This window comes from Anatilimnocola floriformis (genome assembly GCF_024256385.1).
Classification (GTDB): domain Bacteria; phylum Planctomycetota; class Planctomycetia; order Pirellulales; family Pirellulaceae; genus Anatilimnocola; species Anatilimnocola floriformis.
This window is the reverse complement of the sequence record NZ_JAMLFW010000002.1, coordinates 2,067,743-2,094,109: the sequence shown is the minus strand read 5'-3', so window position 1 is coordinate 2,094,109 and position 26,367 is coordinate 2,067,743. Positions and strand designations below refer to the sequence as shown.

20 protein-coding genes are annotated in these 26,367 nt (G+C 58.2%); 6 read left to right on the top strand and 14 right to left on the bottom strand.

The genetic code is table 11. The annotated features are described in order from the left end of the window. Positions 1 to 6: 6 nt before the first annotated feature. The 6 genes from M9Q49_RS32875 to M9Q49_RS32850 all read right to left on the bottom strand — a co-directional run bounded on the left by M9Q49_RS32875 (position 7) and on the right by M9Q49_RS32850 (position 8,757). Positions 7 to 1,086, bottom strand: coding sequence for a S1C family serine protease (locus M9Q49_RS32875; protein WP_254513545.1), 1,080 nt, complete (start codon positions 1,084 to 1,086; stop codon positions 7 to 9). Positions 1,087 to 1,113: 27 nt separating this feature from the next. Further along, on the bottom strand, positions 1,114 to 2,142 hold the full coding sequence (locus M9Q49_RS32870) for a S1C family serine protease (RefSeq protein WP_254513544.1): 1,029 nt from the start codon (positions 2,140 to 2,142) through the stop codon (positions 1,114 to 1,116). A gap of 2 nt (positions 2,143 to 2,144) precedes the next feature. Then, positions 2,145 to 4,190 carry a S1C family serine protease gene (locus M9Q49_RS32865; RefSeq protein WP_254513543.1) on the bottom strand — a complete coding sequence of 682 codons (2,046 nt, stop codon included), beginning with the start codon at positions 4,188 to 4,190 and terminating at the stop codon, positions 2,145 to 2,147. Beyond that, positions 4,187 to 5,353, bottom strand: coding sequence for an NPCBM/NEW2 domain-containing protein (locus M9Q49_RS35890; RefSeq protein WP_254513542.1), 1,167 nt, complete (start codon positions 5,351 to 5,353; stop codon positions 4,187 to 4,189). Before M9Q49_RS35890 ends, M9Q49_RS32865 begins: the two co-directional genes overlap by 4 nt. A 146-nt stretch (positions 5,354 to 5,499) precedes the next feature. Then, entirely contained in the window at positions 5,500 to 6,561 is a 1,062-nt protein-coding gene (locus tag M9Q49_RS32855) for a tetratricopeptide repeat protein (RefSeq protein ID WP_254513541.1), read from the bottom strand. A 33-nt stretch (positions 6,562 to 6,594) separates the two neighbouring features. After that, positions 6,595 to 8,757, bottom strand: coding sequence for a hypothetical protein (locus M9Q49_RS32850; RefSeq protein ID WP_254513540.1), 2,163 nt, complete (start codon positions 8,755 to 8,757; stop codon positions 6,595 to 6,597). A gap of 437 nt (positions 8,758 to 9,194) precedes the next feature. On the opposite strand from M9Q49_RS32850, the gene M9Q49_RS32845 reads away from it, so the two are divergent. The 3 genes from M9Q49_RS32845 to M9Q49_RS32835 all read left to right on the top strand — a co-directional run bounded on the left by M9Q49_RS32845 (position 9,195) and on the right by M9Q49_RS32835 (position 13,137). Further along, positions 9,195 to 10,157, top strand: coding sequence for an aspartate carbamoyltransferase catalytic subunit (locus tag M9Q49_RS32845; protein ID WP_254513539.1), 963 nt, complete (start codon positions 9,195 to 9,197; stop codon positions 10,155 to 10,157). A 77-nt stretch (positions 10,158 to 10,234) separates the two neighbouring features. Further along, positions 10,235 to 11,518, top strand: a complete 1,284-nt coding sequence (locus M9Q49_RS32840) for a dihydroorotase (RefSeq protein WP_254513538.1) — start codon at positions 10,235 to 10,237, stop codon at positions 11,516 to 11,518. 110 nt (positions 11,519 to 11,628) lie between these two features. Next, positions 11,629 to 13,137, top strand: coding sequence for a sulfatase family protein (locus M9Q49_RS32835; protein ID WP_254513537.1), 1,509 nt, complete (start codon positions 11,629 to 11,631; stop codon positions 13,135 to 13,137). A gap of 6 nt (positions 13,138 to 13,143) precedes the next feature. On the opposite strand, the gene M9Q49_RS32830 is transcribed toward M9Q49_RS32835, so the two are convergent. Both M9Q49_RS32830 and M9Q49_RS36260 read right to left on the bottom strand, forming a co-directional pair. Continuing rightward, on the bottom strand, positions 13,144 to 13,434 hold the full coding sequence (locus M9Q49_RS32830; protein WP_254513536.1) for a type II toxin-antitoxin system RelE/ParE family toxin: 291 nt from the start codon (positions 13,432 to 13,434) through the stop codon (positions 13,144 to 13,146). Further along, positions 13,431 to 13,661 (bottom strand): addiction module protein, encoded by a 231-nt coding sequence (locus tag M9Q49_RS36260; protein ID WP_390845464.1) that lies wholly within the window; start codon positions 13,659 to 13,661, stop codon positions 13,431 to 13,433. Before M9Q49_RS36260 ends, M9Q49_RS32830 begins: the two co-directional genes overlap by 4 nt. Before the next feature lie 365 nt (positions 13,662 to 14,026). Here M9Q49_RS36260 and M9Q49_RS32825 point away from each other — a divergent pair, with 365 nt between their 5' ends. Then, positions 14,027 to 14,257 carry a hypothetical protein gene (locus tag M9Q49_RS32825; RefSeq protein ID WP_254513535.1) on the top strand — a complete coding sequence of 77 codons (231 nt, stop codon included), beginning with the start codon at positions 14,027 to 14,029 and terminating at the stop codon, positions 14,255 to 14,257. Between the two features lies 1 nt (position 14,258). Here the strand turns inward: M9Q49_RS32825 and M9Q49_RS35655 are convergent, their stop codons facing one another. The 3 genes from M9Q49_RS35655 to M9Q49_RS32805 form a co-directional block, all read right to left on the bottom strand. Continuing rightward, positions 14,259 to 15,011 carry an OmpA/MotB family protein gene (locus M9Q49_RS35655; protein WP_261365348.1) on the bottom strand — a complete coding sequence of 251 codons (753 nt, stop codon included), beginning with the start codon at positions 15,009 to 15,011 and terminating at the stop codon, positions 14,259 to 14,261. A 112-nt stretch (positions 15,012 to 15,123) separates the two neighbouring features. After that, on the bottom strand, positions 15,124 to 15,990 hold the full coding sequence (gene motA / locus M9Q49_RS32810) for a flagellar motor stator protein MotA (RefSeq protein ID WP_254513534.1): 867 nt from the start codon (positions 15,988 to 15,990) through the stop codon (positions 15,124 to 15,126). A gap of 129 nt (positions 15,991 to 16,119) precedes the next feature. Continuing rightward, a complete protein-coding gene (locus M9Q49_RS32805; RefSeq protein ID WP_254513533.1) occupies positions 16,120 to 17,682 on the bottom strand; it encodes an acyl-CoA dehydrogenase family protein in 1,563 nt (520 codons plus the stop codon). A 76-nt stretch (positions 17,683 to 17,758) separates the two neighbouring features. Here M9Q49_RS32805 and M9Q49_RS32800 point away from each other — a divergent pair, with 76 nt between their 5' ends. Beyond that, entirely contained in the window at positions 17,759 to 18,856 is a 1,098-nt protein-coding gene (locus tag M9Q49_RS32800; protein WP_254513532.1) for a Gfo/Idh/MocA family protein, read from the top strand. A gap of 27 nt (positions 18,857 to 18,883) precedes the next feature. Here M9Q49_RS32800 and M9Q49_RS32795 read toward each other — a convergent pair whose 3' ends face one another. The 3 genes from M9Q49_RS32795 to cysD all read right to left on the bottom strand — a co-directional run bounded on the left by M9Q49_RS32795 (position 18,884) and on the right by cysD (position 22,756). Continuing rightward, the gene (locus M9Q49_RS32795) at positions 18,884 to 19,615 is read right to left on the bottom strand and encodes a hypothetical protein (protein ID WP_254513531.1); all 732 of its coding nucleotides are present in this window, start codon (positions 19,613 to 19,615) and stop codon (positions 18,884 to 18,886) included. A 79-nt stretch (positions 19,616 to 19,694) separates the two neighbouring features. Beyond that, positions 19,695 to 21,611, bottom strand: coding sequence for a sulfate adenylyltransferase subunit CysN (cysN, locus tag M9Q49_RS32790; RefSeq protein ID WP_254513530.1), 1,917 nt, complete (start codon positions 21,609 to 21,611; stop codon positions 19,695 to 19,697). A 233-nt stretch (positions 21,612 to 21,844) separates the two neighbouring features. Then, the gene (gene cysD / locus M9Q49_RS32785) at positions 21,845 to 22,756 is read right to left on the bottom strand and encodes a sulfate adenylyltransferase subunit CysD (RefSeq protein ID WP_254513529.1); all 912 of its coding nucleotides are present in this window, start codon (positions 22,754 to 22,756) and stop codon (positions 21,845 to 21,847) included. A 309-nt stretch (positions 22,757 to 23,065) separates the two neighbouring features. Between cysD and M9Q49_RS32780 the strand changes: the two genes are divergently transcribed. Continuing rightward, complete coding sequence (locus M9Q49_RS32780; RefSeq protein WP_254513528.1) at positions 23,066 to 26,284, top strand: CHAT domain-containing protein; 3,219 nt, start codon at positions 23,066 to 23,068, stop codon at positions 26,282 to 26,284. Positions 26,285 to 26,367: the final 83 nt, after the last annotated feature.

Below are 26,367 nucleotides of genomic sequence, written 5' to 3'. Positions count from 1 at the left end.
CGTCGGTTACTTTTTGCCTGGCGTCGCCGGTTTTGCTTGCGCCGGCGGCGTTCCGAACTCGGGGGTGACTTCGAGTTTTTCTTCGCCGCGCACGATCTTGATCGTCGCTTTGTCGCCGGCGTTATAGCGGGCGATGACCGACTGCAAATGCGTGACGTCGAGAATCTCGGTGCCGTCGATGGCTTGCAGCTGATCGCCCGATTTGATCCCCGCCGCTTCGGCTGGCGACTTGGGAACGACTTGCAGCACGTGAGCGCCGCTGGGCGGAGTACCGCGCGGTTCGCTTTGCACGCCGAGGAACGGCGGCTGGAGCGTCTTACCGGCCTTCAACGCATCGATGATCTTTTCGTTGCCGCCGATCGGCACTGCGAAGCCGATGCCCGAGTCGTACCAGTCGACACCGGAGCCTTCTTCTTTCGATTGCGGATTTAGCGGCACGCTGATGCCGATGACGCGGCCTTCGAGATCGATGAGGGGTCCGCCGTAGTTGGCCGGGCTGAGATTTGCGTCGGTTTGCACGGCTTTGCCGCCGATGCGACTGGTTGCGGAAATAATTCCCGCCGTAAGAGCCGGTTCATTGCCGCCGAAACCAATGCCCAGTGCGACCGTCCACTGGCCCACGCGCAACTGCTGGCGCTCGGCCCAGGTCGGAACCGGCAGATTATTCATGCCGTCGATTTTGAGGAGGCAGATCTTGCGAGTTTCGTCGCGGCCGAGCAGCGTCGCGACTTTCCGTTCGCCGCTGGCCAGAGTCACGGTAATGATCGGTGGCTTGCGGATGAAATTGAAAGTGCTCGTCACGATGTAGCCGTCGGCGGAAATGATCAAGCCGCTCGTCGGTCCTTCGCCGGGAGCCTGGATGCCGGCCGCCGAAACGCCTGAAGCCAGACCGCCGATTCCTTCGATGGTGACCATCGAAGGCAGCACCCGCTTGGCCGCGGCGCGAAAGGCCTTGGGCGCGAGCAGCGTGCCTTGGACGATCTGGAGTTGATCAGCTTTGGTGGCGGGCTTTTCCTGAGCGCTGCCAAGGACCGGCAAGCCGGCGAGGACGAGCGACAGCAAACGCGAGAGATATTTGGTCGGCATGGTTCTGATCCGCAGACGGAGCCTGCTTTAAGGTGCTTTGATCGCTGCGGGCTTCACCACCACGCTGATGAGATCATTCTTTCGCTTCACTTCCACTTTGACGTCTACGCCGGCTTGCAACGCTTCGGTCAGGCGGCGGAAATCGCCGGAGTCACGGACCACTTCGCCGTTGATCGAGGTGACCAGATCATCGGTCTTGAAGCCCGCTTCGGCAGCAGGGCTGCCGGGCAACACGCGATCGATGTAAGCCGGGCTCTTGCGACCGCCGAGGGCGAACAGGCGGATGCCGAGTTCGCCTTTGCCACCCGAGGGTGTGGTGTTTTCGACCACGGCGGGCGCTGGTTCTTCGCCACGGATGAATCGCTGCAGCAGATCGGCAGGGACCGCGTAATTGAGCCTGGTGCCGGTTGTTTTGCCTTCGATCACTTTGCCAACAAGGCCGACAAGTTCACCCTGGGCATTCACCACCGCGCCGCCGGCTGCGCCAGGGTTGCTCGTGATGGCATCGATCAGAAAGACGTCGTCCTCATAGGGAAAATCGTTGTAACCGCGGCGAGCATCGAGACGCACACGGAGCGAAAGGACGCCGATATTCACGCTCAGCGGTTCGGCCCCTTCAGCCACTTTGAATGCATTGCTGACCGCGAGAACCCAATCGCCTTTCTTGGCGGCGGGTTGCTCCGGAATGGCAAAGAAGTCCGGTGTGGGCACGCTCACTTTGATCAGCGCGGTTTGCAACGAATTGCTGCGACGCACCACTTCCGCATGTTGCTGACTGCCGTCGGGCATCGTCACGCGGACGCTTCCCTCCGACAGATGCACGCCGGTGGCAGTAATGATCTGGCCATCAGGCGAAACAATGATTCCGGTCGCATAACCGGGCGACCGACCGATCGTCGCGCCGTAGATCTTTACCACACGCTTCTGCGCCGCGGCCACCGCATCGGCAAAGGGGCCGTTGTCGGGCTCTTGCGCGCGAGTAGGCCTGCCGCATGTAAGCGACAAACTCACGAGCGACAACATCAGGCAAATCGTTTTGATTGCAGGAGTGTTCATGGTTAGTCGGCTTTCTTCGGCGTTTGGAAAATTGCTTTCGCAGGAGAAAGCGTCGCGATCTGTGTCGTCACGATCCGCAGCTGTTCCACTTCAGCGAGCTTTCTCACCAGGACGCGCTCGGTTGGCAGGTCGTAGTTGCCGGCCCGTTTCCATTGGCGATAAATTGTGCTCGCGATCGGCTCGTCGTCATCAATACCGACGCCGGTCTTTACGAGTTGGATTTGCGGTTGCAGTTGTTCGTTGACCACACTCAGCCAAACGCACAGCTCTTCGCTGTCAGCATCGGTCAGTTCGAGACGATAGCAGAGACGGCCGGCTGCTTTGTCGGAACCAGCCAGACTCAACTTGCCCGCCGCCTGCCAGATCTCCGGCTGCAGCAAACCGCAGAGGACGACAGCTTGGGCGAAATGCGGATCGCGATGAGCCTTCGCCGTCGTCACTTCCTGTGAAGCATTATCGCCAGACTGCAGCCAATAGACTTTGCCGTCATAGCCGACGCGTGTCTGCTTACCATCGATCTCATAGCTGACGAGGATTCCGCCTTCCGAGCTGATGTGCATCGATTGCGTGCCGACCTTTTCCTGTTGGCGGAAAATATCGCTGGCGATGCTGAGGCCGTCTGACTCGGACGAACTGCTCTCACGACTCGTTGCCTGCCACCATCCAGCCAATTCGCGGGCGATCGTCTCGTTCAGCTTCTTATTGCGCACTTCACCAGCCTTGCCGAAGTCAGGCTTGGCCGGCGGCATCTTGATTTGCGGCATCGGGTTCTTCGGTACGTCGGGCTTGTCGGCTGGCTTGTCGTTTTTCGGTTCTTCCTTTTTCTCTTCGTCTTTCTTTTCTTCGCTCTTCTTTTCTTCCTGAGCCGCTGTTGGTTCCGCTGGTTTTTCGGCAGGCTTTTCTTCTGGCTTCTTCTCGGCAGGTTTCTCTTCCGGTTTTTTATCGTCGGGCTTTTTGTCTTCGGATTTCTTTTCTTCGGGAACCGGCTGGATCTTCGGCTGTTCCTTGACGATCGGTTCGTAGGGGAGTGAAGTCAGACGCACGGTGATCGTGCGCTGATTCTTCCCTTCCTTTTCGACCGTGAACGTCACCGGCCAGCCGGCAGGATAGGTCGACACGATGTTGGTGAACTGATTGGCGTCGGCGATCTTCACGCCTTCGAACGAAACCAGGCGATCGCTGAGCTCGAGCCCGGCCTTCGCGGCAGGCGAGTCGAGATTGACCGACTGGCAGATGACGCCGCCCAGTCGATTGGCGAACTGAGCGTCGAGCGTGCCGTGCTGGGCGAGCTTGGTGGAGAGGAGCTCAGGAATGAAATTGCGAACCTGATTGGCCGAGATCGCGTAGCCCAGGCCGACGTTGACGCGGCCGCGCTCTTCGAAGCTGCCGCGACCGTTGATGCCGATCACCTCGCCGTGCAGGTTGAACAGCGGGCCGCCGGAGTTGCCCGGGTTGATCGAGCTGTCGACCTGAATGCAGTTGCCGTAGACGAGTTGATTCAGGCCCGAGCCGGCTTGAAAGCGATGCACACCGCTGACGATGCCGAGCGTGACCGTGGGGCGCTGATCTTCGGCGAGGACAAACGGATTGCCCATGGCCATCGCCCAGTCGCCGACGCGCACGCGTTCGGAATCGGCGAGGGGTGCAATTGGAAACTTCTTCCCCTTCTCCTTGGCTTCGAGCTGAATGATGGCGACGTCACCGCCGGGATCGGTGCCGATTAACTTCCAGCGATAGAGCAAACCATCGGCGAGACCGGCCCAGCCATCGACACCAGCGCCGGCGACAACGTGGTGATTCGTCAGGGCGTAACCGGCGGGATCGTAGAGCACGCCCGAGCCGCCACCTTTGCGATCGTTCCCGTAGATAGCCACGACCGAGCCGTAAACATTGCTGATCGCCGTGATGCGAGCTTCTTCAGCGGCGCGGATGGCAGCCAGTTCGGCCGGCGTGATTTCTTCATCGGCGGCGTTTGCTAGTGGAGACAGCGTGGAAGACGCTGTAATCAACAAAGCTACGAAGCATCGCAACCAAGTGCGGACGTTCATTTTTTGTTCTTCAGCAAGCGGACAAGAGCCCAGTCGGCATGATCGGCAAGATCGAGATCGGCGCCGGGCAGGACGACGAGCGTGATTTGTCGAGTGCCAGCGAGCGAACTAGCACGGGCGTTTTTTAACGGCACTTGAATGTCGCGCGGCGGCTCGTTGCCGCGAACTCGTTCGGAAAGGAGTTTCTGGCCATCGACCATAACTTCAATGAGGCAGTCACCCTTGCCGGCCGCGTCGGCATCAATGCCGATGGTGGCATTCAGCGAGTCGAAATCATCGGGGACATCAAAGGTCAACTCATTGTGCGATTGCACGCCGATGCCCTTGTCAAAGACGCGTGTGCCGAGTGTCAGCGGCTTGCCGGTGACGCTGCGATCTTTTTGCCAGGGTCGAGCGAGAGTGACGAACGCTTGTTGCTTGACGGCAGTGGGCTTGAGATCGGAAAGGAACAGCACGCGTGAGGAGCGAACAACCACGCGTTGCACAGTATCCCAGGGAAGGGCAATTTGGCTGTTGCCGCCGACCTGCACCTGAGCTTTGTTTCCTTGCAGGGAAATCAGATCGCCACCCAGGACCGAGCCATCGCGCAAATGAAACGTGCACCGCGGCAAACGTGTTTCCGGAGCGGCTTGAGAGATGACCACACCCAGCACGCGATCGCGAGGCAAGTTGCGAACCTGACCGTCGATTTCGAGCGAGATTTCGGTTTCCGTCAATTTGCTCATCAAGCCCGTCAGGCTGTCGATTTTGCCTTCGACCTTCACGAACAGGCGATCGACATCGGCAGCCGGCGCGGCGAGGGACTTGTTGAATTCTTCACTGTCGATCGTCGGTTGTAAACGAATGGCGCGGAGGGCATCGATCGAGACTTTGAGCGGATCGCCACCGGCCCAGGTAATGATGCATTGATCGTCAGCCAGTGTGACTTGCTTGGCGCCGATGCTACCGCCGCCGACCAGATCGACGATGATGGCGGGCTTCTCGAGGGGTGGCAGAACCGGCGCTGCCGTCAGTTGAATCAGTTGCAGGTCGTCGAGCGTGGTGCCGGCGGGAATGTCGGTGCCGGAAACAGCGCCCGCGGCGACACTCAGGTTCGGCGTGGCAACGGTTTTTCCGTCGAGCAATGTTATCTGCGGATGCTCAGGAGTTTGTTCCTGAGCCACAGATGCTGCGATAAGAAAGAGAACCACCACTTGTGACAGGAGCACAAGGGAGACGAGTCGAGTTCGTGCGTTGCGCTGCATGCCGCTATTGTACTTGCTGGTGGGACTAAAGTCATAAACCGCGGTGTGAGCCAGCGGACAAAGGACTAGCCGTCGGTTTCGTCCTGAAAGCTCTTGTAGTATTGCTCGATCAACTGTTGATAACGGCCGGGAAACTTTTCGCGAATGGCGTTGTAGACCGGATCGCGATCCTTGTCGCGGAGATGGCTCCAGGGGCTTTGTGGGCCGCCACGATGGAGGCGTTTCACCGCTTCGCCGTCGGTGCCTTTGCTGCCGCCGCCGGAGTTGCCACCCTGTCCCTGGCCTTCGCCCTGCCCTTGGCCTTCGCCTTCACCACCCTCGCCTTGGCCGGGCTGCTTTTCGCCCATCGGTTTGCCGCTCCCCTTGCCTTGCGATTCTTTCTCTTCGGCTTCTTTGATGAGCTTGGCGAGCATCGAGATGATTTTATCTTGCTGTTCGCGAGTGTCCTTGCCGGTATCTTCAAGGCCGAGCTTACGGCGGCTGTAGTCCATACGGAGCTGCACGTCCGAGAGGGTTCCTTCTTCAACAAGCTTCAGCTGTTCCACCTGACGGGCGGCAGCGACTCGCATCCGCTCGGGAGCATCGGGATAGTCCTTGATGAACTTGTTGAGCGAAGCCATCGCGTCTTTGTGCTTGAGCAACTGGATCTGCGCGACACCTTGCAGGAAGAGCGCTTCGCCCTGGTGGAGCGAGCGATCGGCCAACTTGGTGCGGAGCTGATCGAGGAGCGGCATGGCGCTTTCAAAGCGTTCGCCGATCAAGTAACCGCGAGCGAGAAAGTACGCTGCATCGGCAGCCAGCCAGGGATCTTCCGAAGCCGAGAGCTTGGCAAGGGCTGGCAGGGCGGCGGCGAGGTTTTCATCACCGAGGTCGGTCAGTGCTTGCTGATAATCTTTGTCGAGAGCTCGGAGGGCTTCGGTAACCGCGAGTGATTTTCCTTCGGAATCGGCCCGGAGGATTTTCACCAGATCGGTGACTTGCTTGACCGCTTCGGCGGGCAGATTTTTGCGAGTCGAGAGCTCGCTGACGAAACGATCGAGCAATTGATCGGTCGTTTCGGCCGCGAACACGGGAGCAGCGAGCGCGAGCAGCACGAGCGCCAACCAAGTGCGAAGATTGCGAGACATATTTTCGATCCTAAAGTTTGGTTAGCGTGAAAACTACTTGCCGCTGCGTTCGAGAATGCGAATGGTCATTTCGCCGATGTCGGCTTGCCGTTCGCTGACCTTCAGCACTTCTTGCTTGAGGACGTTGTCGAACTCTCCCGATTCAGGCCGGGCGGCTTCGAGCGATGTGGTGCGACGATTGACGCGGAGCTGAGCAGCCCGCAGCAACTTCAGCTCGGCCGAACCCGGCAACAGCGGCTCGTTGCCACCACCGCCGCCGCCACCTCCACCACCGCCGCCACCATCCTTTTGCTTCTGAGCTTTTTGCAACGCTTCGATGAGTTCTTCGAGCGTGGTTTCCACTTCTCGCTGCATGGTCTGCGTGTAGTTGTCGGTGCGGAGATTGTCGGCGAGCAAACCGCCGACCGTCATCAGGTCATCGCGGAGTTGTTCCACCACATCGGGGAAGACCACGCTCGTGCCATCTTCGAGAATGATCTCAAGAGCCTGCTGAGCGCGGAACGCCAGCGGCACACGATCGGGCTGACCTTCTTGCTTGATCACGGCCAGACCGCGTTCATCCTCGCCGAGAGACTTCAGGGCGTTGCGATCGCTGCGAGCGAGCTGGCCCAAGTTGTCGGTCTTCTTCTTGTCGAGCACCAACGCCTTGGCCGACAGCTCCTTTTGCACCGCCAGCATTTCGCGGAAGCGAGCTTCAAGCTTGGCGAGCTTTTCGACTTGGGTTTCTTCGCGGAGTTGGGCGAGACGCTCTTCGATTTCCTTCAGAGCTTCTTCCAGATCCTTAATGGCCTTACCTTGCTTGCGTGAGGCATCGGCGGGATCTTGCTTGCGGAGATCGCCCGAGGCTTGCTGCATCGACTTCTGAGCTTGCTGAACTTTCTGCTGACCGGGCTTGGGTTTGCCCGATTCGCCACCGCCCGATTCACCACCTTCGCCGCCACCGCCGGGCTGTCCACCCGATTGGCTGCCGCCTTGCTCACCCTTTTCCATCTTCTCCTGAATCTTGGCCGTTTGATTCTTGATGTCGTCCTGCTTGCCGGCCATCTTTTCGAAAGCTTCAGGCGGGAGCGACGCGATGCGTTGCGATTCCTTCTTCAATTCGCCGAGCGCCCGCTGCAGGTTTTCGAGAGCGGCTTGCTCGTCTTGTTGAGCAGCTTTGCCTTTACCTTCTTGCAGCTTGGCTTCGGCCTGCTGCTGATTTTGCATGGCTTGCTTCAATGGCTTTTCGCCAGCTTCTGGCGGACGCTGTGGTTGTGATCCACCGCCCGGTTGGCCTTCACCTGGCTTACCTTCACCTGGCTTACCTTCACCTGGCTTACCTTCACCCGGCTTGCCTTCACCCGGCTCGCCTTCACCCGGCTTGCCTTCACCCGGCTTACCTTCACCCGGTTTGCCTTCGCCCGGTTTGCCTTCACCCGGTTTGCCTTCACCCGGTTTGCCTTCACCATTCTTGTCGCCGGCTTCTTTGGCGATTTGTTCGGCGACGGCTTTGGTGCCTTGCTGGACTTTGTTTTGTTCGGCGGCGATTTTGCCGAGGCCTTGGATGCCGTCGTTACGGGCGGCTTCGGTGCCGGCGATCACCCCTTTTTGCTGTTCAACGAGGGCTTCGATGGCTTTGATCTTGGCTTCGAGCGACTTCAGCGTGTCATCTTTATTGGCGACTTTGTCGGCTTCGCGTTTCTCACCCTTTTGCGCCTGGATGATCTCTTCGATATTCTTCTTCCACTCTTCCAGCCGTTTGGCTTCTTCGAGGTTCTTGTCCTTTTCGCTCTTTTCGTCGAGCAGGAGCGCGAGCAAGTCCTTTAGATCGGTGAGTATCTTCGTTTCTTCGGCTTTGGCGGGATCGAGCTGCTGCTGATCGAGCAGCCGCGTGATCGCCGACATGCGTCCCTTGATGCCGAGGGCTTGAGCTTGCTTCAAAGCATCGGCCAAGCGCTGAGCCCGTTCCGGCTCGGCTTTGGCGAGGGCTTGGGCCAGCTGATTGAATTTGCGTTCGAGATCTTCCACCATCCGCTCGACGCGGGCCTGGCGAACGCCGAGGGGCGTGACCTTTAGTGGGTCATTTTCGGCTGGCTGAGAACCAGAAGCGGGCGGCGATGCCGGAGGAGTTGCCGGAGCCGCGGCATCCTGAGCCCCAACCGACGACGCTCCACACAACAGAAATAAGGCCAGCCAGCAGCGAGTCGAACGCAACATAAGTCGTAACTCCGAACGAACATCCAATGCGCGCACCAGAACCGTTTTCACGCACGAGAACCGCGTACTCGCCGTGGCAACTGGTCTGTTAGTCGAACCAAGGGGTGATTTGGTTCAAACGGTAGCCCCTTCAATATGACGGGCAAACCGGCCGGCCGCAAAAAGATTTGCCAGAATTTTGGCAAATCGGGCGTCAGTCAGGGGGAGTCCGCGGGATGGAAAACCCGTTTTTGACGTTTTCGGTGAGATTGCCAGCCGAAACTCGTCGCCGCCCCCTATTTCGCCAGCCGTTATTCGCCATTTCTGCGTCCTTGCGTGAATGCTGTCGGCTGCTAGAATCCTCGCAATTTTGTACCCGGGTTATGAGCCGGGAATACCCGGGCTATTCACCGGGTGCGCCCGAACTATCTCTGTCTGCACCAAAAAGGTGAGGTTTGATGACTGCCGCCGCGGCTGAGTTTGAGAAGATCCCTGCCGTTTGGACCCGCCGGCATTTGCTTGATTTGGAAAGTCTGTCGCCCGAGGAATTGACCTGTATCCTCGACGCCGCCGATCGCTTCAAAGCGGCCACCGACGATTGCCGCCGCAAAATCAGTGTCCTCACCGGCCGGACGCTGGCCAATCTCTTTTTTGAAAACAGCACGCGGACGCGGAATAGTTTTTCGCTGGCCGCGCGGCGCCTCGGGGCTGATACCGTCGAGTTTTCTTCCTCGGGGAGCAGCACGGCCAAGGGAGAGACGGTCATCGACACGGCGAAGAACATCGAAGCCATGAACGTCGATGCCATGGTCATCCGGCATCGCACGCCGGGCTCGCCGTACCTGCTTGCCAAGAGTGTCGACTGTGCGGTGGTGAACGCCGGCGACGGTCCGCATGAGCACCCGACGCAAGGGCTGCTCGATATTCTCACCATCCGCCAACGCCGCGGCAGTCTGCAAGGACTGACGGTGGCCCTCGTCGGCGACATCGCTCACAGTCGCACTGCCCGCTCGAACATTTGGGGTCTTAAGAAACTCGGCGCTCACGTCATTCTCTGCGGACCGGCCACGCTCGTCTCGCGCCGCTGGGAAGAATTCGGCGTGGAAGTGGCGTATCGGCTGGACGATATTATCGAGCGCTGCGACGTGCTCAACTTGCTCCGCATTCAATTCGAACGCCAATACACCAGGCCGTTCCCCAGCGTCCGCGAGTACGCGCTCCTCTATGCCATGAACCGCGATCGGATGCGGCATGCGAAGCAGGACATCCTGATCATGGCCCCCGGCCCGATTAATCGCGGCGTGGAGATTACGCCCGACGTCGCCGACGGGCCGCATAGCGTCATTCTCGAGCAAGTCACCAATGGCATCGCGGTGCGCATGGCAGTGCTATGGCTGACAATGAACGCAGCGGCGGTTTAGGTCCAATCAAAACAGCGAAGCATCCAAAGGCCAAGGGCCCGCCCGATTGTTCGGGCATTGAAACTGACGACATCGAAATGCCAAAACTTCTCATTAAAAACGGCCGCCTGATTTGTCCCGACCAGGGCCTCGATCGCGTTACTTCGTTGCTCGTCGAAGACAAACGGATCATCGCTTACGACATCGACCACGCGGACGGCGCCGAAGTCATCGATGCCGGCGGCAAGATTGTCGCGCCGGGTTTGATTGATCTGCACACACAGCTGCGCGAACCGGGGCTGGAAGAAGATGAAACGATCGAGTCAGGCACGGCTGCGGCGCTGGCCGGTGGTTACACGACCATCGCTTGTTTGCCGGAGACCGATCCGCCGATCGACACCGACTCGAGTGTGGAGTTCGTCCGGCAGAAGGCCGTTCGTGCTGGCAATTGCAATGTCTATGTCATTGGCTGCGTGAGCAAGAATCGCGAAGGAAAAGAACTCGCCGAGCTCGGTTCGTTGGCGGAAGCCGGAGCCGTGGCATTTAGCGATGGCTTGAACTCGATCCAAAGCAGCGAGTTGCTGCGGAGGGCGCTCGAATACAGCTTGATGTTCGACAAGCCAATTCTGCATCATCCGGAGTCGATCGAACTCTCGCGCGGTGGTGTGATGCACGAGGGAAAGGTTTCGCTGGTCCTCGGTCTTGCCGGCATGCCACCCGAAGCCGAAGACGTGATGACCAGCCGCGACATCCGCCTGACCGAAGCCACCGGCGGCCGACTGCACTTGCTCAACATCAGCAGTTCCGTGAGCGTCGAGCTCGTTCGCCGCACCAAGCTTCGCGGCGTGAAGCTGACCGCCGGCGTTTGTGCGATCAACTTCACGCTGACCGACGAAAAGCTTCGTTCGTTCGATTCGCACTACAAGCTGAATCCGCCGCTCCGCTCGCGCGACCATGTCGAGGCCTGCATCGCCGGTCTGAAGCACGGCACGCTCGACTGCATTTCCTCCGGCCACGCGCCGCGAGCTTCCGAAAAGAAAATGCAAGAGCTCGACCTCGCCCCCTTCGGTATGAGCAGCTTGGAAACGACGTTGCCGCTGGTCATCACGCAGCTCATCGAGCCAGGCCATCTCGATTGGTCTACGGCTCTTTCGAAACTCACCATCAACCCAGCCAAAGTCTTGGGGTTAACCAAAGGCTCGAAGGGAACGCTCCGCATCGGCGCCGATGCCGACATCACCATCATAGATCCGACGACGCGCTGGACGATCGATCCCACGCAGTTCAAATCAAAGAGCAGCAACACACCGCTCGCTGGGATGGAAGTTATCGGCCGCGCGACGCACACGATTGTGTGTGGGGAAGTAAAGTACGCGGCGTAGTCCGGCAAAAACCGTCGCCAAATTGACCACCGCAAGCCGCTCAGCAACAATGGCCGAATCGCTTCGCTCCTGCCTGACTTCGCCTTCCTTCTGTCAGAAAGCGCTCTTCCATGCGCCCGCTCGCCCTTTGTTTCGCTCTGCTGATTAGTGCGTCTGCGGCATATTCGCAACAGCCGCAGCGCCCCAACATCCTCTTCATCATGTCGGACGATCACGGCTACCAGGCGATTAGTGCCTACGGCAGCAAGGTGAATCAAACGCCGAACATTGATCGTCTGGCCAAGGAAGGGATGCGGTTCGATCGCTGCTTTGTGACCAATAGCATTTGTGGTCCGGCCCGCGCGACGATTCTCACCGGCAAGTACAACCACTTGAACGGCTTCACGACGAACGAGAAGAAGTTCAATGGCGCGCAGCAAACCGTCGCCAAGTTGCTGCAAGCCGGCGGTTACCAAACGGCGATGCTCGGCAAGTGGCACCTGGTGACCGATCCGACGGGCTTCGATCACTGGAGCATCCTGCAAGGGCAAGGACCGTACTACAACCCAGCCATGAAGACGCCGAACGGCGTGGTGAAGCACACGGGCTATACGACCGACATCATCACCGACCAGGCTCTCGAATGGCTCGACAAAACGCGTGACAAGAACAAGCCATTTCTGCTGATGTATCAGCACAAAGCGCCGCATCGCAACTGGCAGCCGCCGCCGCGTTATCTCGATAAATACAAAGACGTCACGATCCCCGAACCGGCGAATCTGTTCGACGACTACAAAGGTCGCGGCACCGCGGCCCGCGAAAATCAGATGAGCATCGCGAAGCATCTGACGCCTAACGATTTGAAGCTCACGACCCAGGCGGGCCTCGGGCCGAAGCAACTCGAGATCTTCAACAAAGCCTACGAAGAAGAGAACAAGAAATTTGAAGAAGCCAAGCCGCAAGGCGACGACTTAATTCGCTGGAACTTTCAGCGCTACGTGAAGGACTACCTTCGCTGCGTCGATGCCGTGGATGATAACGTAGGCCGCGTTTTAAAATATCTCGACGACAATGATCTCGCGAAAAACACGATCGTGATCTACACGTCCGACCAAGGTTGGTATCTGGGCGAACACGGTTGGTTCGACAAACGCTGGATGTACGAAGAATCGTTCCGCACGCCGTTCCTCATTCGCTGGCCCGGCAAGATCAAGCCCGGCAGCGTGAACACCGACCTGGTGATGAACCTCGATTATCCAGAGACATTCCTCGAAGCAGCCGGCCTGCCGATTCCCGCCGACATGCAAGGCCGCAGCTTGGTGCCAGTGCTCGAAGGCAAAACTCCCAGCGATTGGCGGAAGAGTGTCTATTACCACTACTACGAATTCCCTCAGCCACACCACGTTCATCCGCACTACGGCATCCGGACTGACAAGCACAAACTGATCCACTTCTACACGATCAACGAATGGGAACTGTACGACCTGGAAAAAGATCCGAACGAAATGCAAAGCCGTTACATGGATCCAGCCTACGAACAGACAGTCGCGGATCTCAAGCGACAACTCGAAGAACTGCGCAAGCAGTACAAGGACGACGGCACGGTGGCAGAATTTGATTCGCTCACGCCGAAACCGTAGAAGCAATCAACGCAACTGCCAAAGCGTTGGATCAAGACGATCATGAAAGATCGCGACCACGACGATTTGGAAATCAACGACGCGATAGAATACTCCGTAAGGGAATCGCTTTACTCCAGCGCGTCTTGTTTCGCCGTGTACTCGAGGATAGAGAAGCGGCGCCACTGCAACCCGTTGAATCGCTTCGCGAGCCTTGATGACAAAATCCACGCCCAAACCAACGGCTTGCTCTTCGTACCAAATAGCGGCCGCGGCTAAATCCTCTTCAGCCTCGTCGGTAACCTCAATGGGCTTCACGACGAAATCCTTGCCAGCACACGGGCCTCAACTTCCGCCCAAGTGGACAGTTTCGCAGTCTTTGTTTCGACGGCCGCAACTCTTCGGTCCAGTTCGGCACGCTGACTATCTGGTATAGGTGGCGATTCGGCTTCCGGCGCCAGGCTATCGAGTAGCTCTCGGGCAAGTTGCATTTGTTCGGCTGCAGTCAGGCGATCGATGCCAAGAGCGGTGATTAAGGATGACATCTTGCATTCTCCTCCAGAAAAACTCTTCCGACGATTGTATTCTACAGCGCACTCGTCAACGCAAGAATTTTCCTAGCGACTCGCCGATAAGAACTCCGATTGGGTCTATCTCCGCTTCGTCCCCACTGCAGAGCGGATTGCCCGCATCCGCCAAGCCGGCAAAAAGTCGATGATTGCTGGCGCGAAAGTCAGCGGCTTGGAAAAGGAAACTGGTCGCAATGCGCAACTGCTGGTGTCGACGCGATCTTGACCGATTATCCGTTGGAGTTTCGTCAGTTGCAGAAGATGACGAAGTAACCGCTACGCGATTATCGCTTGTGTAACAACCGTTTGTTCCCACCGCGCGGCGTTGCTATTCTCCCGTCATGGAGAATTCTCGTCCTGCCATCGTCATCGCCTGCGTATTGATGTTGCTGCTTCTGTTCGCAGCCTACGTCGGTAGCTATTTGTACTGCGTCGATCCGATGACGGCGCTCATTTCATCGCAGAGCGATGCGGTCCCTTACCGTCGCGGCGGGCACACCGCGGCTTGGATCTTTTGGCCGCTAGAAAAGATCGATCGCCAACTCCGGCCCCGCTATTGGGGCTTCGGCTGAGCTAATGTCCCGCAGGCGCAGCGGCGGGCGGTTTCTCTTCGCCAGCTTCAGCCGCGCGTTCCGCGCTTGTCCCCTTAAAATCGTTGGCGAACTCGCTGAGCATCATGATTTCGACGCGATCATTGGGATCGTACTTCTGCTCTTCCTTCACCTGAGTGGTGTAGGGCTCGTACGAACCGCCCTGACTTAGTCGCATATTTTCCAGCGACACGCCACCTTCCTCGAGATACTTCATCGTGGCCAGCGCGCGGGCATACGAAAGTTGCCAGGCATCGTCGAACTCGCTTGCAGCCGGCAACGGTCGGCGGGAAGCATGCCCTCGAATCTCGATTTTCTGCGGCATGCCTTTGATTCGCGGCAACAGCAGATTGAGCCGCTCTTCGGCTTCGTCGTTCAGCTTGGTCGATGCGTGATTGAAGAAAATCAACGTGCCGATGCCGGTCCGTTGTCCTTCACGCATAGTGAGCATCTTCGGTTTGCGCGCTTCGGGATCGGTCGGACTGTTCGTCGGCGAAAGGCGATGGGCAAAACCAGAATGCTTTTTGCCAGCCTTACCCGAACGCGGGCCGCCGGCGCCGGTCGCATCGTCGTTGGGCTCTTCTGGAAAGGCTTCAAAGGGATGATTGAAGTGATGCGCGACGGCTTCCTTCAAGTCTTCCTTTTGACCGACGAGCCACATCACCATGAAAAACGCCATCATCGCGGTCACGAAGTCCGCGTAGGCAACTTTCCATGCACCACCGCCACCAGCCATTGTTCAGTTCTCACATTTTGTAGGGTGGGTCGAGCGGTACTCCGCGAGGCCCACCATATTCGAGGTTCAGGTGGGCCTCAGGAGTACCTTCGACCCACCCTACGATTCAAAACTACCCGCCTGCTTGTTCCACTGACTTCAGCAGCGCTTCCATCTGCTCCGCGGTCGGCTTCACTTCGGCGCCCAAACCACGACGAGCCATTTCCATACAAACCTTCGGCGGCAGATCGCTCACAAATCCTTGCACGAGCGCGGCGATCGTTTTGAAGAACGCGAGTTCTTCGTGACCCATGAATTCGAGCTTCGTCACCATCGGCGCAAAGAAGCCGTACGAAAGCAAAATCCCGAGGAACGTACCGACGAGGGCCGCACCCACCTTGTGACCAATCTCTTCCACTGGGCCGTTGATGTGACCCATCGTGATCACGATACCGAGCACCGCCGCCACGATTCCGAACCCCGGCAAACCGTCCGCCGTCTTCTGCAGCACGCTGATCGGGTAATGATGTTCTTCTTCCATCTTCGCGAGTTGCATGTCCATCATCTGCGCGAGACGCTCGGGCGTCGCGCTGCCGTCCATCACCGGCGCAAACGCACCGACAATAAACTCACTGACGTGATGGTTGTGCGAGATGAGTTTGTATTTGCTAAAGATGCTGCTGTGATGCAGATCGGCGAGATGCGACTCGAGCGTAAGCAAACCATTGCGGCGTACGAGGCGAAACACCTCATACATCGAACAGAACAGCTCTTCGTAGGATTTCTTCCCGAAGGGGCTTCCCTTGAGCGACGCGATGCAGCCCTTCACAAGGTCGATGAGCACCTTCTTGGGCGACATCACGACGAGAGCGCCGAGGGCCGCACCACCGATGGTCACGACTTCGGACGGATGCCACAGCGCACCGACGTGCCCACCGGCCATGGAAAAGCCGCCGAGAACGCAACCGATAACGATGATAAAACCGACGATGACGATCATGCCGCAGATTCCGCATCACTTAGTTGTGAGAGGCCGAGCGCAGAACGTTTGCGCGCAGCATCTCACGGTGATGGGCAACTCTACGTTGCGAAATTGCGACAGGTGAGCAAAATTCACCGCCGGTGCGGATTATTCGCGACACAACGGATCGGCAAAGGCAGGCGCATCGCCGAGACGGAAGAGATCATGCTCGATGACTTGGCGGCCGAGGTCGATTTCTTCAGCAGCATGGTCTGCCGAAAAAGAATTGCTGAAGAGCAGCTTGTGTAGCAAGTGATAAGCAGGCCGCAGTTCGACTGGTTGTGCTGCCAGCGCTGATTGTGCCACCGTCGAAACGACAATCGATTCAATCCGCCGACTGACGGCGATCATCTCCGGCTGCCGCAACTTTCCAGCCTTGAGTTGTTCGCGAATTATCCTGAGCCGGCCCGCGCGGCCGAAGTTTCGCGGCGGCGACTTCGCCAGATTGTGAACCAGCGCAAGTCGCAGCAGATCATTCTCTCCCTCGTAAATGCACGGCGCGAGATAGTCATACGCCATGTCACCGGATGCGTGACCTTGCAAAAAAAATCTTCCGCCATGCGTCGGCAAGGCCAGGTTAAAAGCAGCGTGTTTCACAGCTTCGCTGGCGAAGACCTTCGCGATGATGCACTCCAGCTCACCACGATAACCAGCATCGAGCAAACTGCCGCACCACTGCGCCATAGCATCGCAACCCACGATGAGCGCGCCGATTTGTCCGCAGCGTGCTTGAATCAGTTCGAGGTCAGCCAACATTCTTCCTTGCACCGATCGCTGCTTGGCCCAAGCAATCATGCCGGCGAGTATCACGCGCAGATGTCCCGCCGCAAGAGCGCAGATCGCCGCGCGACCCCGATTCAGCCCATGAAAGACAATCGCCCTGCCATCTTTGCCCGCCGGCGGAGCGAGCAGGGAAACAGCCTCGACCGGAAAGTTGCTCAACTCCATGCCGCTGTTATGTGTGCGCTTCAGCGGATGAAGTGGGTTGGGAATAAAGCGAAAGTGCTCGTTCTCTTGATCCGGCAGCGTGAAGACAAACACGGCCGCCTGGCCCTCTAGCTTGCAAAGCATGCCAATCGTGCGACCAGGGGCAAGGTTTGTGATGAATGCTTTGCGGCCGGTGAGCGCGAAGCCGTCTGCCGTTCTCACTGCTGTCATTTGAATTGCACGCAGATCCGAGCCGGCGCCTGGCTCGGTCGAAGCAAATGCCGAGAGCCGAGTTCCGGTTGCCAAATCCGGCAAGTAGGTCGATGCCTGCGAGCGATTGCCAAACTCTTGCAATGGATCTACAGCGCCAATGCATCCGTGCACCGCGGCGAGTCCGGCGAGCGGTGCATCGATGACTGCAGCTTGCGTGAGGAACGGCAAAAAGTGTCGCAATTCGCATTGGCTGCCGCCGAATTCGCGTTCGACGAGCAAACCCCAGTACCGCGCCAGACCCAACGCCGAGATAACTTGTTGGCTGTGTTTTCCATCGGCGCCACGCAATTGGTCATTCGCGCGGAACGTGAGAAGCGTTTCACTCGAGCGGTCCATTACTTCCTGGATGTGCTGCGGCACGGCGTCCACCGTCGGCGCAAACAGTTCTTGCTGCTCTGCTTCGACGGGGCCCCACAGCATTCGATAAACCGGGCTCCGATCGGCTGAGTAGTTGGCTGCATCTCGTTTCATTTCGCCAGTTGTAACATTATGCTGCCTGCGTTGTCTCGGCTGCGTTGACACAGCCTCTCGCACTTTCAGGTGAACTATGGCGAAAACGTATCGCGTCGCGGTGATCGGGCACACGGGCAAAGGAAATTGGGGGCACGGCGTCGACACGGTGTGGTTCAAAGTGCCACAGACCGAAATCGTCGCCGTGGCCGATGCCGACGAGAAGGGGCTCGAAGCTGCAGCGAAGCGGCTGAAAGCGCCGAAGACGTTTGCCGATTACCGCACCATGCTGACGGAAGTGAAGCCCGACATTGTTGCCATTTGCCCTCGCTGGCTTGATCAGCATCGCGACATGTGCCTCGCCGCTGCGGCGATCGGCGCGCACATGTATATGGAGAAGCCGTTCTGCCGCACGCCTGCCGAGGCCGATGAGATCATCAAGGCTTGCGAGAAGGCCGATGTGAAATTGGCCCTCGCGCATCAAACGCGGTACAGCCCGAAGCTGCAGGTCATTAAGGACCTGATCGACGACGGCAAGCTCGGCACTCTGCTCGAACTTCGCGGCCGCGGCAAGGAAGACAAACGCGGTGGCGGCGAAGATCTGTGGGTCCTCGGCAGCCATGTGTTCAATCTCATCCATTACTTCGGCGGCGATCCGAAGTGGTGCTTTGCCCGCGTCGAGGAAGGTGGCCAACCGGTCGGCAAGGAACACGTCAAACCGGGCAACGAAGGAATCGGCCCGCTCGCCGGCGACAGCGTCTCGGCGATCTACGGCCTCGACAGCGGCGCGAAGGCCTACTTCGCCAGCCAGCGCGACGCCCTCGGCAACCGCTTCGGCCTGCAGATCTACGGCAGCAAGGGCGTCGTCGAAATCCTGACCGGTTCGCTGCCGAGTGCGAGTTTCCTCGCCGATCCCGCCTGGTCCCCCGGCCGCAGCAAAGTCGAGTGGCAACCCATCACGTCGCAAGGCGTCGGCGTCGCCGAAACGATGACCGACGGCGGCCTCGATGCCGGCAACATCATGGCCGTCGTCGATCTGCTGCAAGCGATCGAAGAAGACCGCCATCCCGAATGCAGCATGTACGAAGGGCGCACGACGATCGAAATGATCAGCGCGGTGTTTGAATCGCACCGTGTCAAAGCGCCGGTGAGTTTGCCGCTGAAGACGCGGGAGAATCCGCTGTCGCTGATTTAAGAGGCGCTGATAACTCGGACTCGGAGATTACTTCTGTTCCGGCGCGTCCTTGGGCACGGGCCGGCCGACATCGCGATAGTTGATCAATCGGATTTCTCCTTCTGGCGCCACATGCACTCCAAAGTCGAACTTGCTGACATACCGCTCCATTGTCATGAAGGCGGCTTCACCGTGCAGCGCGTACCAGTCGCCGGAATCCCCTTTGTAGTGGTTGCCAACAGCGGTGCATTCCAAATGGATGTGGGCTTGAATAATGCTGGAGTTCAGCAGGAAACGAGCAACTTCAGTCGAGTCGAACTCCTTCAACTTCACACGACCAATCACGCAACCTTTGGTGCCGAGTTCGTTAGCTGAGTGCGCGCTGCCGGTTCTGAGGTCCGAGAAAACCTGCTCATCGACAACCGAAGCGTATCCATTGCTGTATCGCAGCAGATCAGGATCATCGAACTTCTTGGAAAATAGCTGGTACTTCGTAGGTGCTGGCCGCGGGAAGGGGGATGGCTCTGGGGGCGGCAACTCACGAATATTAACGGCCTGCACGATCCCGCTATTTCGACCTGTGACACGGTGGCCGCCCACCTGCCAATTGATTGTCGCAACTTTCTTGAGCGAAGTATCTTCTGGGTTCAGCGGTTCGGCGGGTGCTGCCGGAAGAACCGGTTGCGGACGTGGAGGCGTGGCGGCCGCAATGGGCAATTCAGCCGCTACAAGTAGCGTCGCCAAAAGAAAAAGGACTGCGCGAATAGCATCTTGGGACATCACCAGCTCTCCTTAGCAAAGTTGTCCTGATCGGCGTCCGGGCGCATTACAAAAATATGCCGTTCGCCCCACTCTACGCTTAGATAAATCCTTTGGTTTGCAGCAACTCCATAATTTTCTCGACGCATTCGCTGACCTTCAGTTTGTCGGTCGCTAGCTTCAGATCCGGCTTCACCGGCGGTTCGTAGTTCGGTAGCGTGACTTCGCCCTTGTCGGCGAGAGCGTAGTGACCTTCAGTGTCGCGTTGGCGACAGACTTCGAGCGGGGCATCGAGATGGACCACGATGAACTTGTCGCGGCCGATGGCATCGCCAACCTTGGTGCGGATGGCTTCTTCGGGCGCGAGGAACGCGGCGAGGACGATCACACCGGATTCGTTGAAGAGCTTGGCCACTTCGCTGCTGCGGCGGAGATTTTCACTTCGTTCGCTGGCCGTGAAACCGAGGTCCTTGCTAATGCCGCGGCGCATGTTTTGGCCGTCGAGGACGACGGCGGAACGGCCTTCGTCGAACAAGCGACGTTCGAGGGCGTAAGCGATCGTCGTCTTGCCGGCGCCGGTCAAACCAGTGAGCAGCACGGTGGCCGGTTTTTGGCCGAGGCGATTGGCCCGTTCAGTTTCCGTTACCTTGCTCTTCTCGGCATGTAGGTGAGTCGAAGCTGGTTCGTCGTCCCAATGGTCTTTGTGGCCATCGCCCGAGCGATCGAGAATCATCCCTGCTGCGACGGTTGCGTTGGTCAGACGATCGATGACGATGAACGAACCGGTCGAGCGGTTGCGTTTGTAAGCGTCGAAGCAGATCGGCTGCGAGAGCGTGATCTGGCAACGGCCGATTTCGTTGAGCTCAAGTGTCGGCGCATCTTGGCGGTGGAGCGTGTTGACATCGACCTTGTAGCGCAACGTGCCGACCATGCCGGGGACCACGCGCGACGTTTGTTTGAAGAGGTACTGCTTGCCGGGAACCATCGCCCCTTCCGACATCCACACGACCATGGCTTCGAATTTGTTGTCGACGCGCGGCACATTGCCGGGTCGGACCAACATGTCGCCGCGGCTCGAGTCGATTTCGTCTTCGAGCGTGACGGTGATCGACTGCGGGGCAAAGGCTTCGTTGAGTTCGCCGTCGTACGTGACGATGCTCTTCACGCGACTCGTCTTGCGCGACGGCAGCGTCATGATTTCGTCACCCTTGCGGAGGATGCCCGACGCAATCGTGCCGCTGAAACCGCGGAAATCGAGATTCGGCCGCAGCACAAGTTGCACCGGCAGACGGAGATCTTCGAGGTTGCGATCGGAACCGATATAAACCGTCTCGAGCAACGGCATGAGGGGCTGGCCCTGGTACCACGGCATGAACTTGCTCGGCTCGACGACGTTCTCGCCTTTCAGCGCGCTGATCGGCATGAAGTGAACGTGCGGCAAATCAAGCCGCGATGCGAACTCGGTGTAATCGGCTTTGATTTTTTCGAAGACTTCTTGCTTATAGTCGACGATGTCCATCTTATTGATGGCGACAACGATGTGCTTGATACCGAGCAACGACACGATGAACGAGTGCCGCTTGGTCTGCTCCAGCACGCCGTGGCGAGCGTCGATCAAAATAATGGCCAGGTCCGCCGTCGAGGCGCCGGTCGCCATGTTGCGAGTGTACTGCTTGTGCCCCGGTGTATCGGCGATGATGAATTTGCGTTTGTCGGTGGAGAAATACCGATAGGCGACGTCGATCGTGATTCCCTGCTCGCGTTCTTCCTGCAAACCATCGGTGAAGAGAGCCAGGTCTGGCTCACCGCCGGTCGTGCCGTAGCGGGCCGAGTCCTTGGTGATCGCCGAGAGTTGATCTTCGTAGATCATCTTGGCTTCGTAGAACAACCGGCCGATGAGCGTGCTCTTGCCGTCATCAACCGATCCGCAGGTGATGAAGCGCAAAATCTCCTTGCGCTCATGTTGAGCGAGGTATTCGTTGATGTCCGAAGCGATCAAAGCCGACTGGTGCGACATGGATATTTAATCTCGAAATCGAAGATTCCGTGGATAGGAGAACCTGGTCGTTTCAAAGGTTCGCCGTTGCTGGTGAGTATTGTCTGTTGTTTTTCTTGTTCGCCACCGGCTTTAGCCGGTGGTTTGCGATGCTCGACTAATCGGCTTTAGCCATGACCTGACGAAGATGGCTAAAGCCGGTCGTTCTCAGGGCCGGGCCCACCAGCTAAAGCTGGTGGCTAAGGACACACGGCTTAGAAGTACCCTTCTTTTTTCTTCTTCTCCATCGACCCCGCTTCATCGCTGTCGATCAAACGTCCTTGGCGTTCCGAGAACGTCGTTAGCAACATTTCCTGAATGATCTCCGGCAACGTCGTCGCGTTCGAATCAACGGCACCCGAGAGCGGATAGCAACCGAGTGTTCGGAATCGCACTTTGCGCATTTCGGGCTTCTCGCCTTCCTTCAGCGGTAGCCGGTCGTCGTCAACCATGATCATCGTGCCATCGCGATAGACGATGGGCCGCTCTTTCGCGAAGTACAGCGGCACGATCGGAATGTTCTCGAGGTGGATGTATTGCCACACGTCGAGTTCGGTCCAGTTCGAGATCGGGAAGACGCGGATACTTTCGTTCTTGTTGACCTTGGTGTTGTAGAGATTCCACAATTCAGGCCGTTGGTTCTTCGGGTCCCAGCGATGGAATTCATCGCGGAACGAAAAGACTCGTTCCTTGGCCCGCGACTTCTCTTCGTCGCGGCGAGCACCACCAAAGGCCGCATCGAAGCGATACTTGTTGAGAGCTTGCTTCAAGCCCTCGGTTTTCATGATATCAGTGTGCTTCTTGCTGCCGTGCGTAATTGGGTTAATCCCTTGTCGCACGCCGTCCTCGTTGACGTGCACGATCAGCTTCAGGCCCAGCTCCTTGGCAACGTAGTTGTCGCGCAGGGCGTACATCTCGCGAAACTTCCACGTCGTATCGACGTGCATCAGCGGGAACGGCGGTTTGGCGGGATAAAACGCCTTCTGGGCCAGGCGGACCATGCACGCCGAGTCCTTGCCGATCGAATAGAGCATCACCGGGTTTTCGAACTCGGCAGCAACCTCGCGGATGATGTGAATGCTCTCCGCTTCGAGCTGCTTCAAGTGCGTGAGGGAGTAACCAGTCATGGAGGGGGTCAGCAAATGTGATAGGACCGAGGACAAAAGGCAGAACCGGCAAAACCGAGGCCAATCTGCAATGTACCAGGGAAAATGGGTAATTCGTCAGGGGGCTTTCGCGCCGGCCGGGTGCCCCAGAACCGGACTGTAGGAAAATGCTGGCGGCGCGGAAACAGCAATCCAGGGCGCACCCATAACGAGGGAGCGATGCTTTTTCTTGCACCCACCGATTTTGGCCCTGAGAATGGTGTCACACCTCTCCGTACTGGTTGTATGTCTGGCAACCATCATCTGCGCACATCCCTGCCCGAGGCTCTTATGTGGCGAACAACACTCCTGCTTGCTGTGCTTAGCTATTTTGCTCTGCCCGCCGCAGCCCGCGCTGATGACAACGATATTCTGCAAGCTCTCCTGCCGTTCGAGGACCGTGTCAACGAGGCCAAACGCCTCGGCCGCGAAGCGGACATCCGGGCGGCCTTGCCGCGGATGGAAGAGCTCGTGCGCCAGCTCGGCGATTCGCGAAAACGACTGGAACTGCTGGAATGGGTCGGGGAGCTGGCGTTTGAAATCTGGGACATGAAGCGAGCCGAGTCCTGCTACGGCGCTGCCCGCAAGATCGCCGAGCACGAACTAGGTGCCGAGCATTCCGCGACGGCTCGCCTGTCAGTTTCACAAGCCTGCGCCCTGAACAATTTGAATCGCTATCCCGAGGCGATCAAACTGAGCAACGGCGCGCTCCAGGTCATGCCGCAGAAAGATTCTCCAGACCTGAGCTTCGCCTATCACGTGCTGAGCTATGCCGAGATGGGCCTCGGCAAATACGACGAGGCAATCGAGCACGCCAAGCTACCCATCGCGGTGATGGAACGGCTCGAAGGAGCCAACTCCACGACCGCGGGCATTCGCATGCTGAATCTGATTCAGGCCTATCACTCGGCTGGAGATTTTGCGAATGCGATCTCGACAGCCCAGCGGTCGGTGGCAATCTTGGAGAAAACCTCCACTCCGCACTTGATCGATGCTCGGCGGCTGCTGGCCCACAACTTGTTTCACGTCGGCCGTCGTTCCGAAGCCGAAGCCGCGATGCGTGCCTTGCTCGCGCTGATCGAAAAGCGCTCGGGTCCCGACAGCCGCGGCATGGGCCTGGTCCTTAGTAACCTCGCGCAGCTCTACGAAGAAGAAGGACGCTTGGGCGAAGCCGAAGTGATGCATCGCCGGGTGATTGCCATTTCTAAAAAACTCGATCTCGGCGAAGCCACCAACTCTCAGATTGGCTTGGCCAACATCTTGTCTGGCTCCAATCGCATTGCCGAAGCCCGCGAGTTGATCGCCGAAGCTCAGCGCGAAATCATCGGCCTGTTTGGTAAGAAACATCCCGAATATGCCAGTACGCTGAAGGCCCTCGCTCACGTCGAGCGCATGGACAAAAACTACGATCAGGCAACGGCTCTGCTGCGTGAGGCGATCGACATCTATTCGAAATGGGATCGTGGCGTGGAATCGCTCTTTCATGCCACGGCCCGCATGTCTCTGGCCGGCCTGCTCCTCAACAGCAAGAAGCCCGCCGAAGCCGAAGAACAATGCCTCGTCGCGCAGCAGCTCGTTGTTTCCCGGCTCGGAAAGTTGCACGTCGAGTATGCGAACATTCTGCAGTTCCGCGCCGAAATCGCCCTCGCGCAGGGCAAAGACGAAGCCGCGCTCGATCTGGTCGACGATGCGTTGCAGATTCACGAATCGACGCGGGCCTCGCCCAAGTCAATGCTCGACGCTTACTTCTTGCGGGCTCGCATCCACCGCAAAGAAGGTAATAAATCCGAAGCTCTCGCCGATCTGCGCAAAGCCATCAACAGCGCCGAAGAAGTCCGCGTCCGTAGCGCCGGCGCCGAACATGAACGGGCCGATGCTTTTGAGGAGAGTCTTGAAGTTTTTGAATGCATGCTAACGTGGCAATTCGAACAAGGAGCCGCAGCCGATCTCGATGAGTGCCTGACGGTCATCGATCGCTGCCGCGCTCGTTCGCTGATCGACGAGCTCAACTGCAGCGGCTCCGATTTGTTCGCAGCCCGTTCGCCGGAAGAGAAAAAGCAATTCGCCGATCGAACCAGCCAACTGCAAAGCGAAATCGCCCGGCTCGAAAAACAGCTCACGCCGTCGCTCAGCCAGCAAGAACAAGAAACGATCGCCGCGAAAATCTCCGCCACTCGCGATCAACTCTATGCCCTTCATCGCGAAGCTCGCACGTCGAGCGAAGTCTATCGCCGATTGCTGTCGGCTTCGACTTCCACCACGCATCTGCGGCAATTTCAGCGAACGCTGCGCGACCAAAAAGGATTGGCCCTCGTCTTTTTCGCCGGCGAAACTCATTCCTATATTCTGTGCATCGATGGCAGCTCGGCCGAACTGCACGAACTGAAACTTGATGAGACACAAGCCCAAGCGCTCGGCACGAAAGCAGGCATTCTGCATCACGAAGCGATTCAAAAAGTAATGCTGGGGAGCGCGGCCAACAAGTATCGCGACGGCATGCTCTTTAAACTGCAAAACCGCAAGGAAGCGAGCGGCTTGTATGCCGATCTGCGCGTGCTGTGGGATGTGCTCGTGCCCGCGAAGTATCGCGAGAAGCTGCTGACCAACGGCTATGAATCGTGGGTCGTTGTACCCGACGGTGCGATCTGTCTGTGTCCGTTCGAAGCTCTCGTGACCGACAATGAAGGCGAAGTGAAGTTCGCTCTCGATTCCTGCCCACCGATCACCTACACGCCTTCGATCAACGTTTTCACCACGCTCCGGCGAAACGCAGCCGCGATGACCAAGGCTGCCTCGCCAGCCGTCCTGTCGGTCAGCCGGCCGCAGACCTCAGCCCTGACGGCGATGGTCGCCAGTTCGCGTGGCAGTTCGCTGACGGCCGGTGAACGCTTCCGCTCCGCCGGCGGACAACTGGCTGATCTGCCGCACACCGAACTCGAATCGAACTGGCTCTGCCAATGGCTCGGCAAAGTCGGTTTTGCCGCAACGAAACTAACCGGCCCGCAAGCGACCGAAGATGCCGTGCGAAAATCGATCGTCGGCAAACAGCTGATTCACTTCGCCTGCCACGGCCTGGTCGATAATCGCAATGGCAACTTCTTCGGCGCGCTTGCCTTAGCAAAACCAGCCGACGGCAGTGTCGGCACGAGTGACGGCTATCTCACGCTGGCCGAAATCTATTCCCTCGACTTATCGCAATGCGAATTGGCCTTGCTCAGCGCTTGCCAAACGAACGCCGGTCCCACGCAACGGGCCGAAGGTGTTTGGTCGTTGTCGCGCGGCTTCCTCGGCGCTGGCAGCAAGCGCGTCGTCGCCAACAACTGGCTGGTCGACGACAAAGCCTCGGCCGTGCTCCTCAGCTACTTCGCCGCCGACGTCGCCAAGGATTGGCAAAAATCTGAGTTCAGCTATGGCGTGTGCCTGCGTGACGCCAAGCGTTCGCTCCGCAAGCAAAGCGAATTCGAACATCCGTACTTTTGGGCGCCGCTCGTTTTAATCGGCGCGAACTAGACCGCTGAGTAGCGAGTGACGAAATCAGCCGCAGAGCGTTAGCCTCCGGCTCTCTTCTCAATAATTACCGTGAGAAGCCGGAG

Excerpts from the sequence above, each read along its gene's own strand:
- M9Q49_RS32875 (WP_254513545.1), bottom strand. The coding sequence starts at position 1,086 with ATGCCGACCAAATATCTCTCGCGTTTGCTGTCGCTCGTCCTCGCCGGC.
- M9Q49_RS32870 (WP_254513544.1), bottom strand. The coding sequence starts at position 2,142 with ATGAACACTCCTGCAATCAAAACGATTTGCCTGATGTTGTCGCTCGTG.
- M9Q49_RS32865 (WP_254513543.1), bottom strand. The coding sequence starts at position 4,190 with ATGAACGTCCGCACTTGGTTGCGATGCTTCGTAGCTTTGTTGATTACA.
- M9Q49_RS32855 (WP_254513541.1), bottom strand. The coding sequence starts at position 6,561 with ATGTCTCGCAATCTTCGCACTTGGTTGGCGCTCGTGCTGCTCGCGCTC.
- M9Q49_RS32850 (WP_254513540.1), bottom strand. The coding sequence starts at position 8,757 with ATGTTGCGTTCGACTCGCTGCTGGCTGGCCTTATTTCTGTTGTGTGGA.
- M9Q49_RS32845 (WP_254513539.1), top strand. The coding sequence starts at position 9,195 with ATGACTGCCGCCGCGGCTGAGTTTGAGAAGATCCCTGCCGTTTGGACC.
- M9Q49_RS32840 (WP_254513538.1), top strand. The coding sequence starts at position 10,235 with ATGCCAAAACTTCTCATTAAAAACGGCCGCCTGATTTGTCCCGACCAG.
- M9Q49_RS32835 (WP_254513537.1), top strand. The coding sequence starts at position 11,629 with ATGCGCCCGCTCGCCCTTTGTTTCGCTCTGCTGATTAGTGCGTCTGCG.
- M9Q49_RS36260 (WP_390845464.1), bottom strand. The coding sequence starts at position 13,661 with ATGTCATCCTTAATCACCGCTCTTGGCATCGATCGCCTGACTGCAGCC.
- M9Q49_RS32825 (WP_254513535.1), top strand. The coding sequence starts at position 14,027 with ATGGAGAATTCTCGTCCTGCCATCGTCATCGCCTGCGTATTGATGTTG.
- M9Q49_RS35655 (WP_261365348.1), bottom strand. The coding sequence starts at position 15,011 with ATGGCTGGTGGCGGTGGTGCATGGAAAGTTGCCTACGCGGACTTCGTG.
- motA (WP_254513534.1), bottom strand. The coding sequence starts at position 15,990 with ATGATCGTCATCGTCGGTTTTATCATCGTTATCGGTTGCGTTCTCGGC.
- M9Q49_RS32805 (WP_254513533.1), bottom strand. The coding sequence starts at position 17,682 with ATGAAACGAGATGCAGCCAACTACTCAGCCGATCGGAGCCCGGTTTAT.
- M9Q49_RS32800 (WP_254513532.1), top strand. The coding sequence starts at position 17,759 with ATGGCGAAAACGTATCGCGTCGCGGTGATCGGGCACACGGGCAAAGGA.
- M9Q49_RS32795 (WP_254513531.1), bottom strand. The coding sequence starts at position 19,615 with ATGTCCCAAGATGCTATTCGCGCAGTCCTTTTTCTTTTGGCGACGCTA.
- cysN (WP_254513530.1), bottom strand. The coding sequence starts at position 21,611 with ATGTCGCACCAGTCGGCTTTGATCGCTTCGGACATCAACGAATACCTC.
- cysD (WP_254513529.1), bottom strand. The coding sequence starts at position 22,756 with ATGACTGGTTACTCCCTCACGCACTTGAAGCAGCTCGAAGCGGAGAGC.
- M9Q49_RS32780 (WP_254513528.1), top strand. The coding sequence starts at position 23,066 with ATGTGGCGAACAACACTCCTGCTTGCTGTGCTTAGCTATTTTGCTCTG.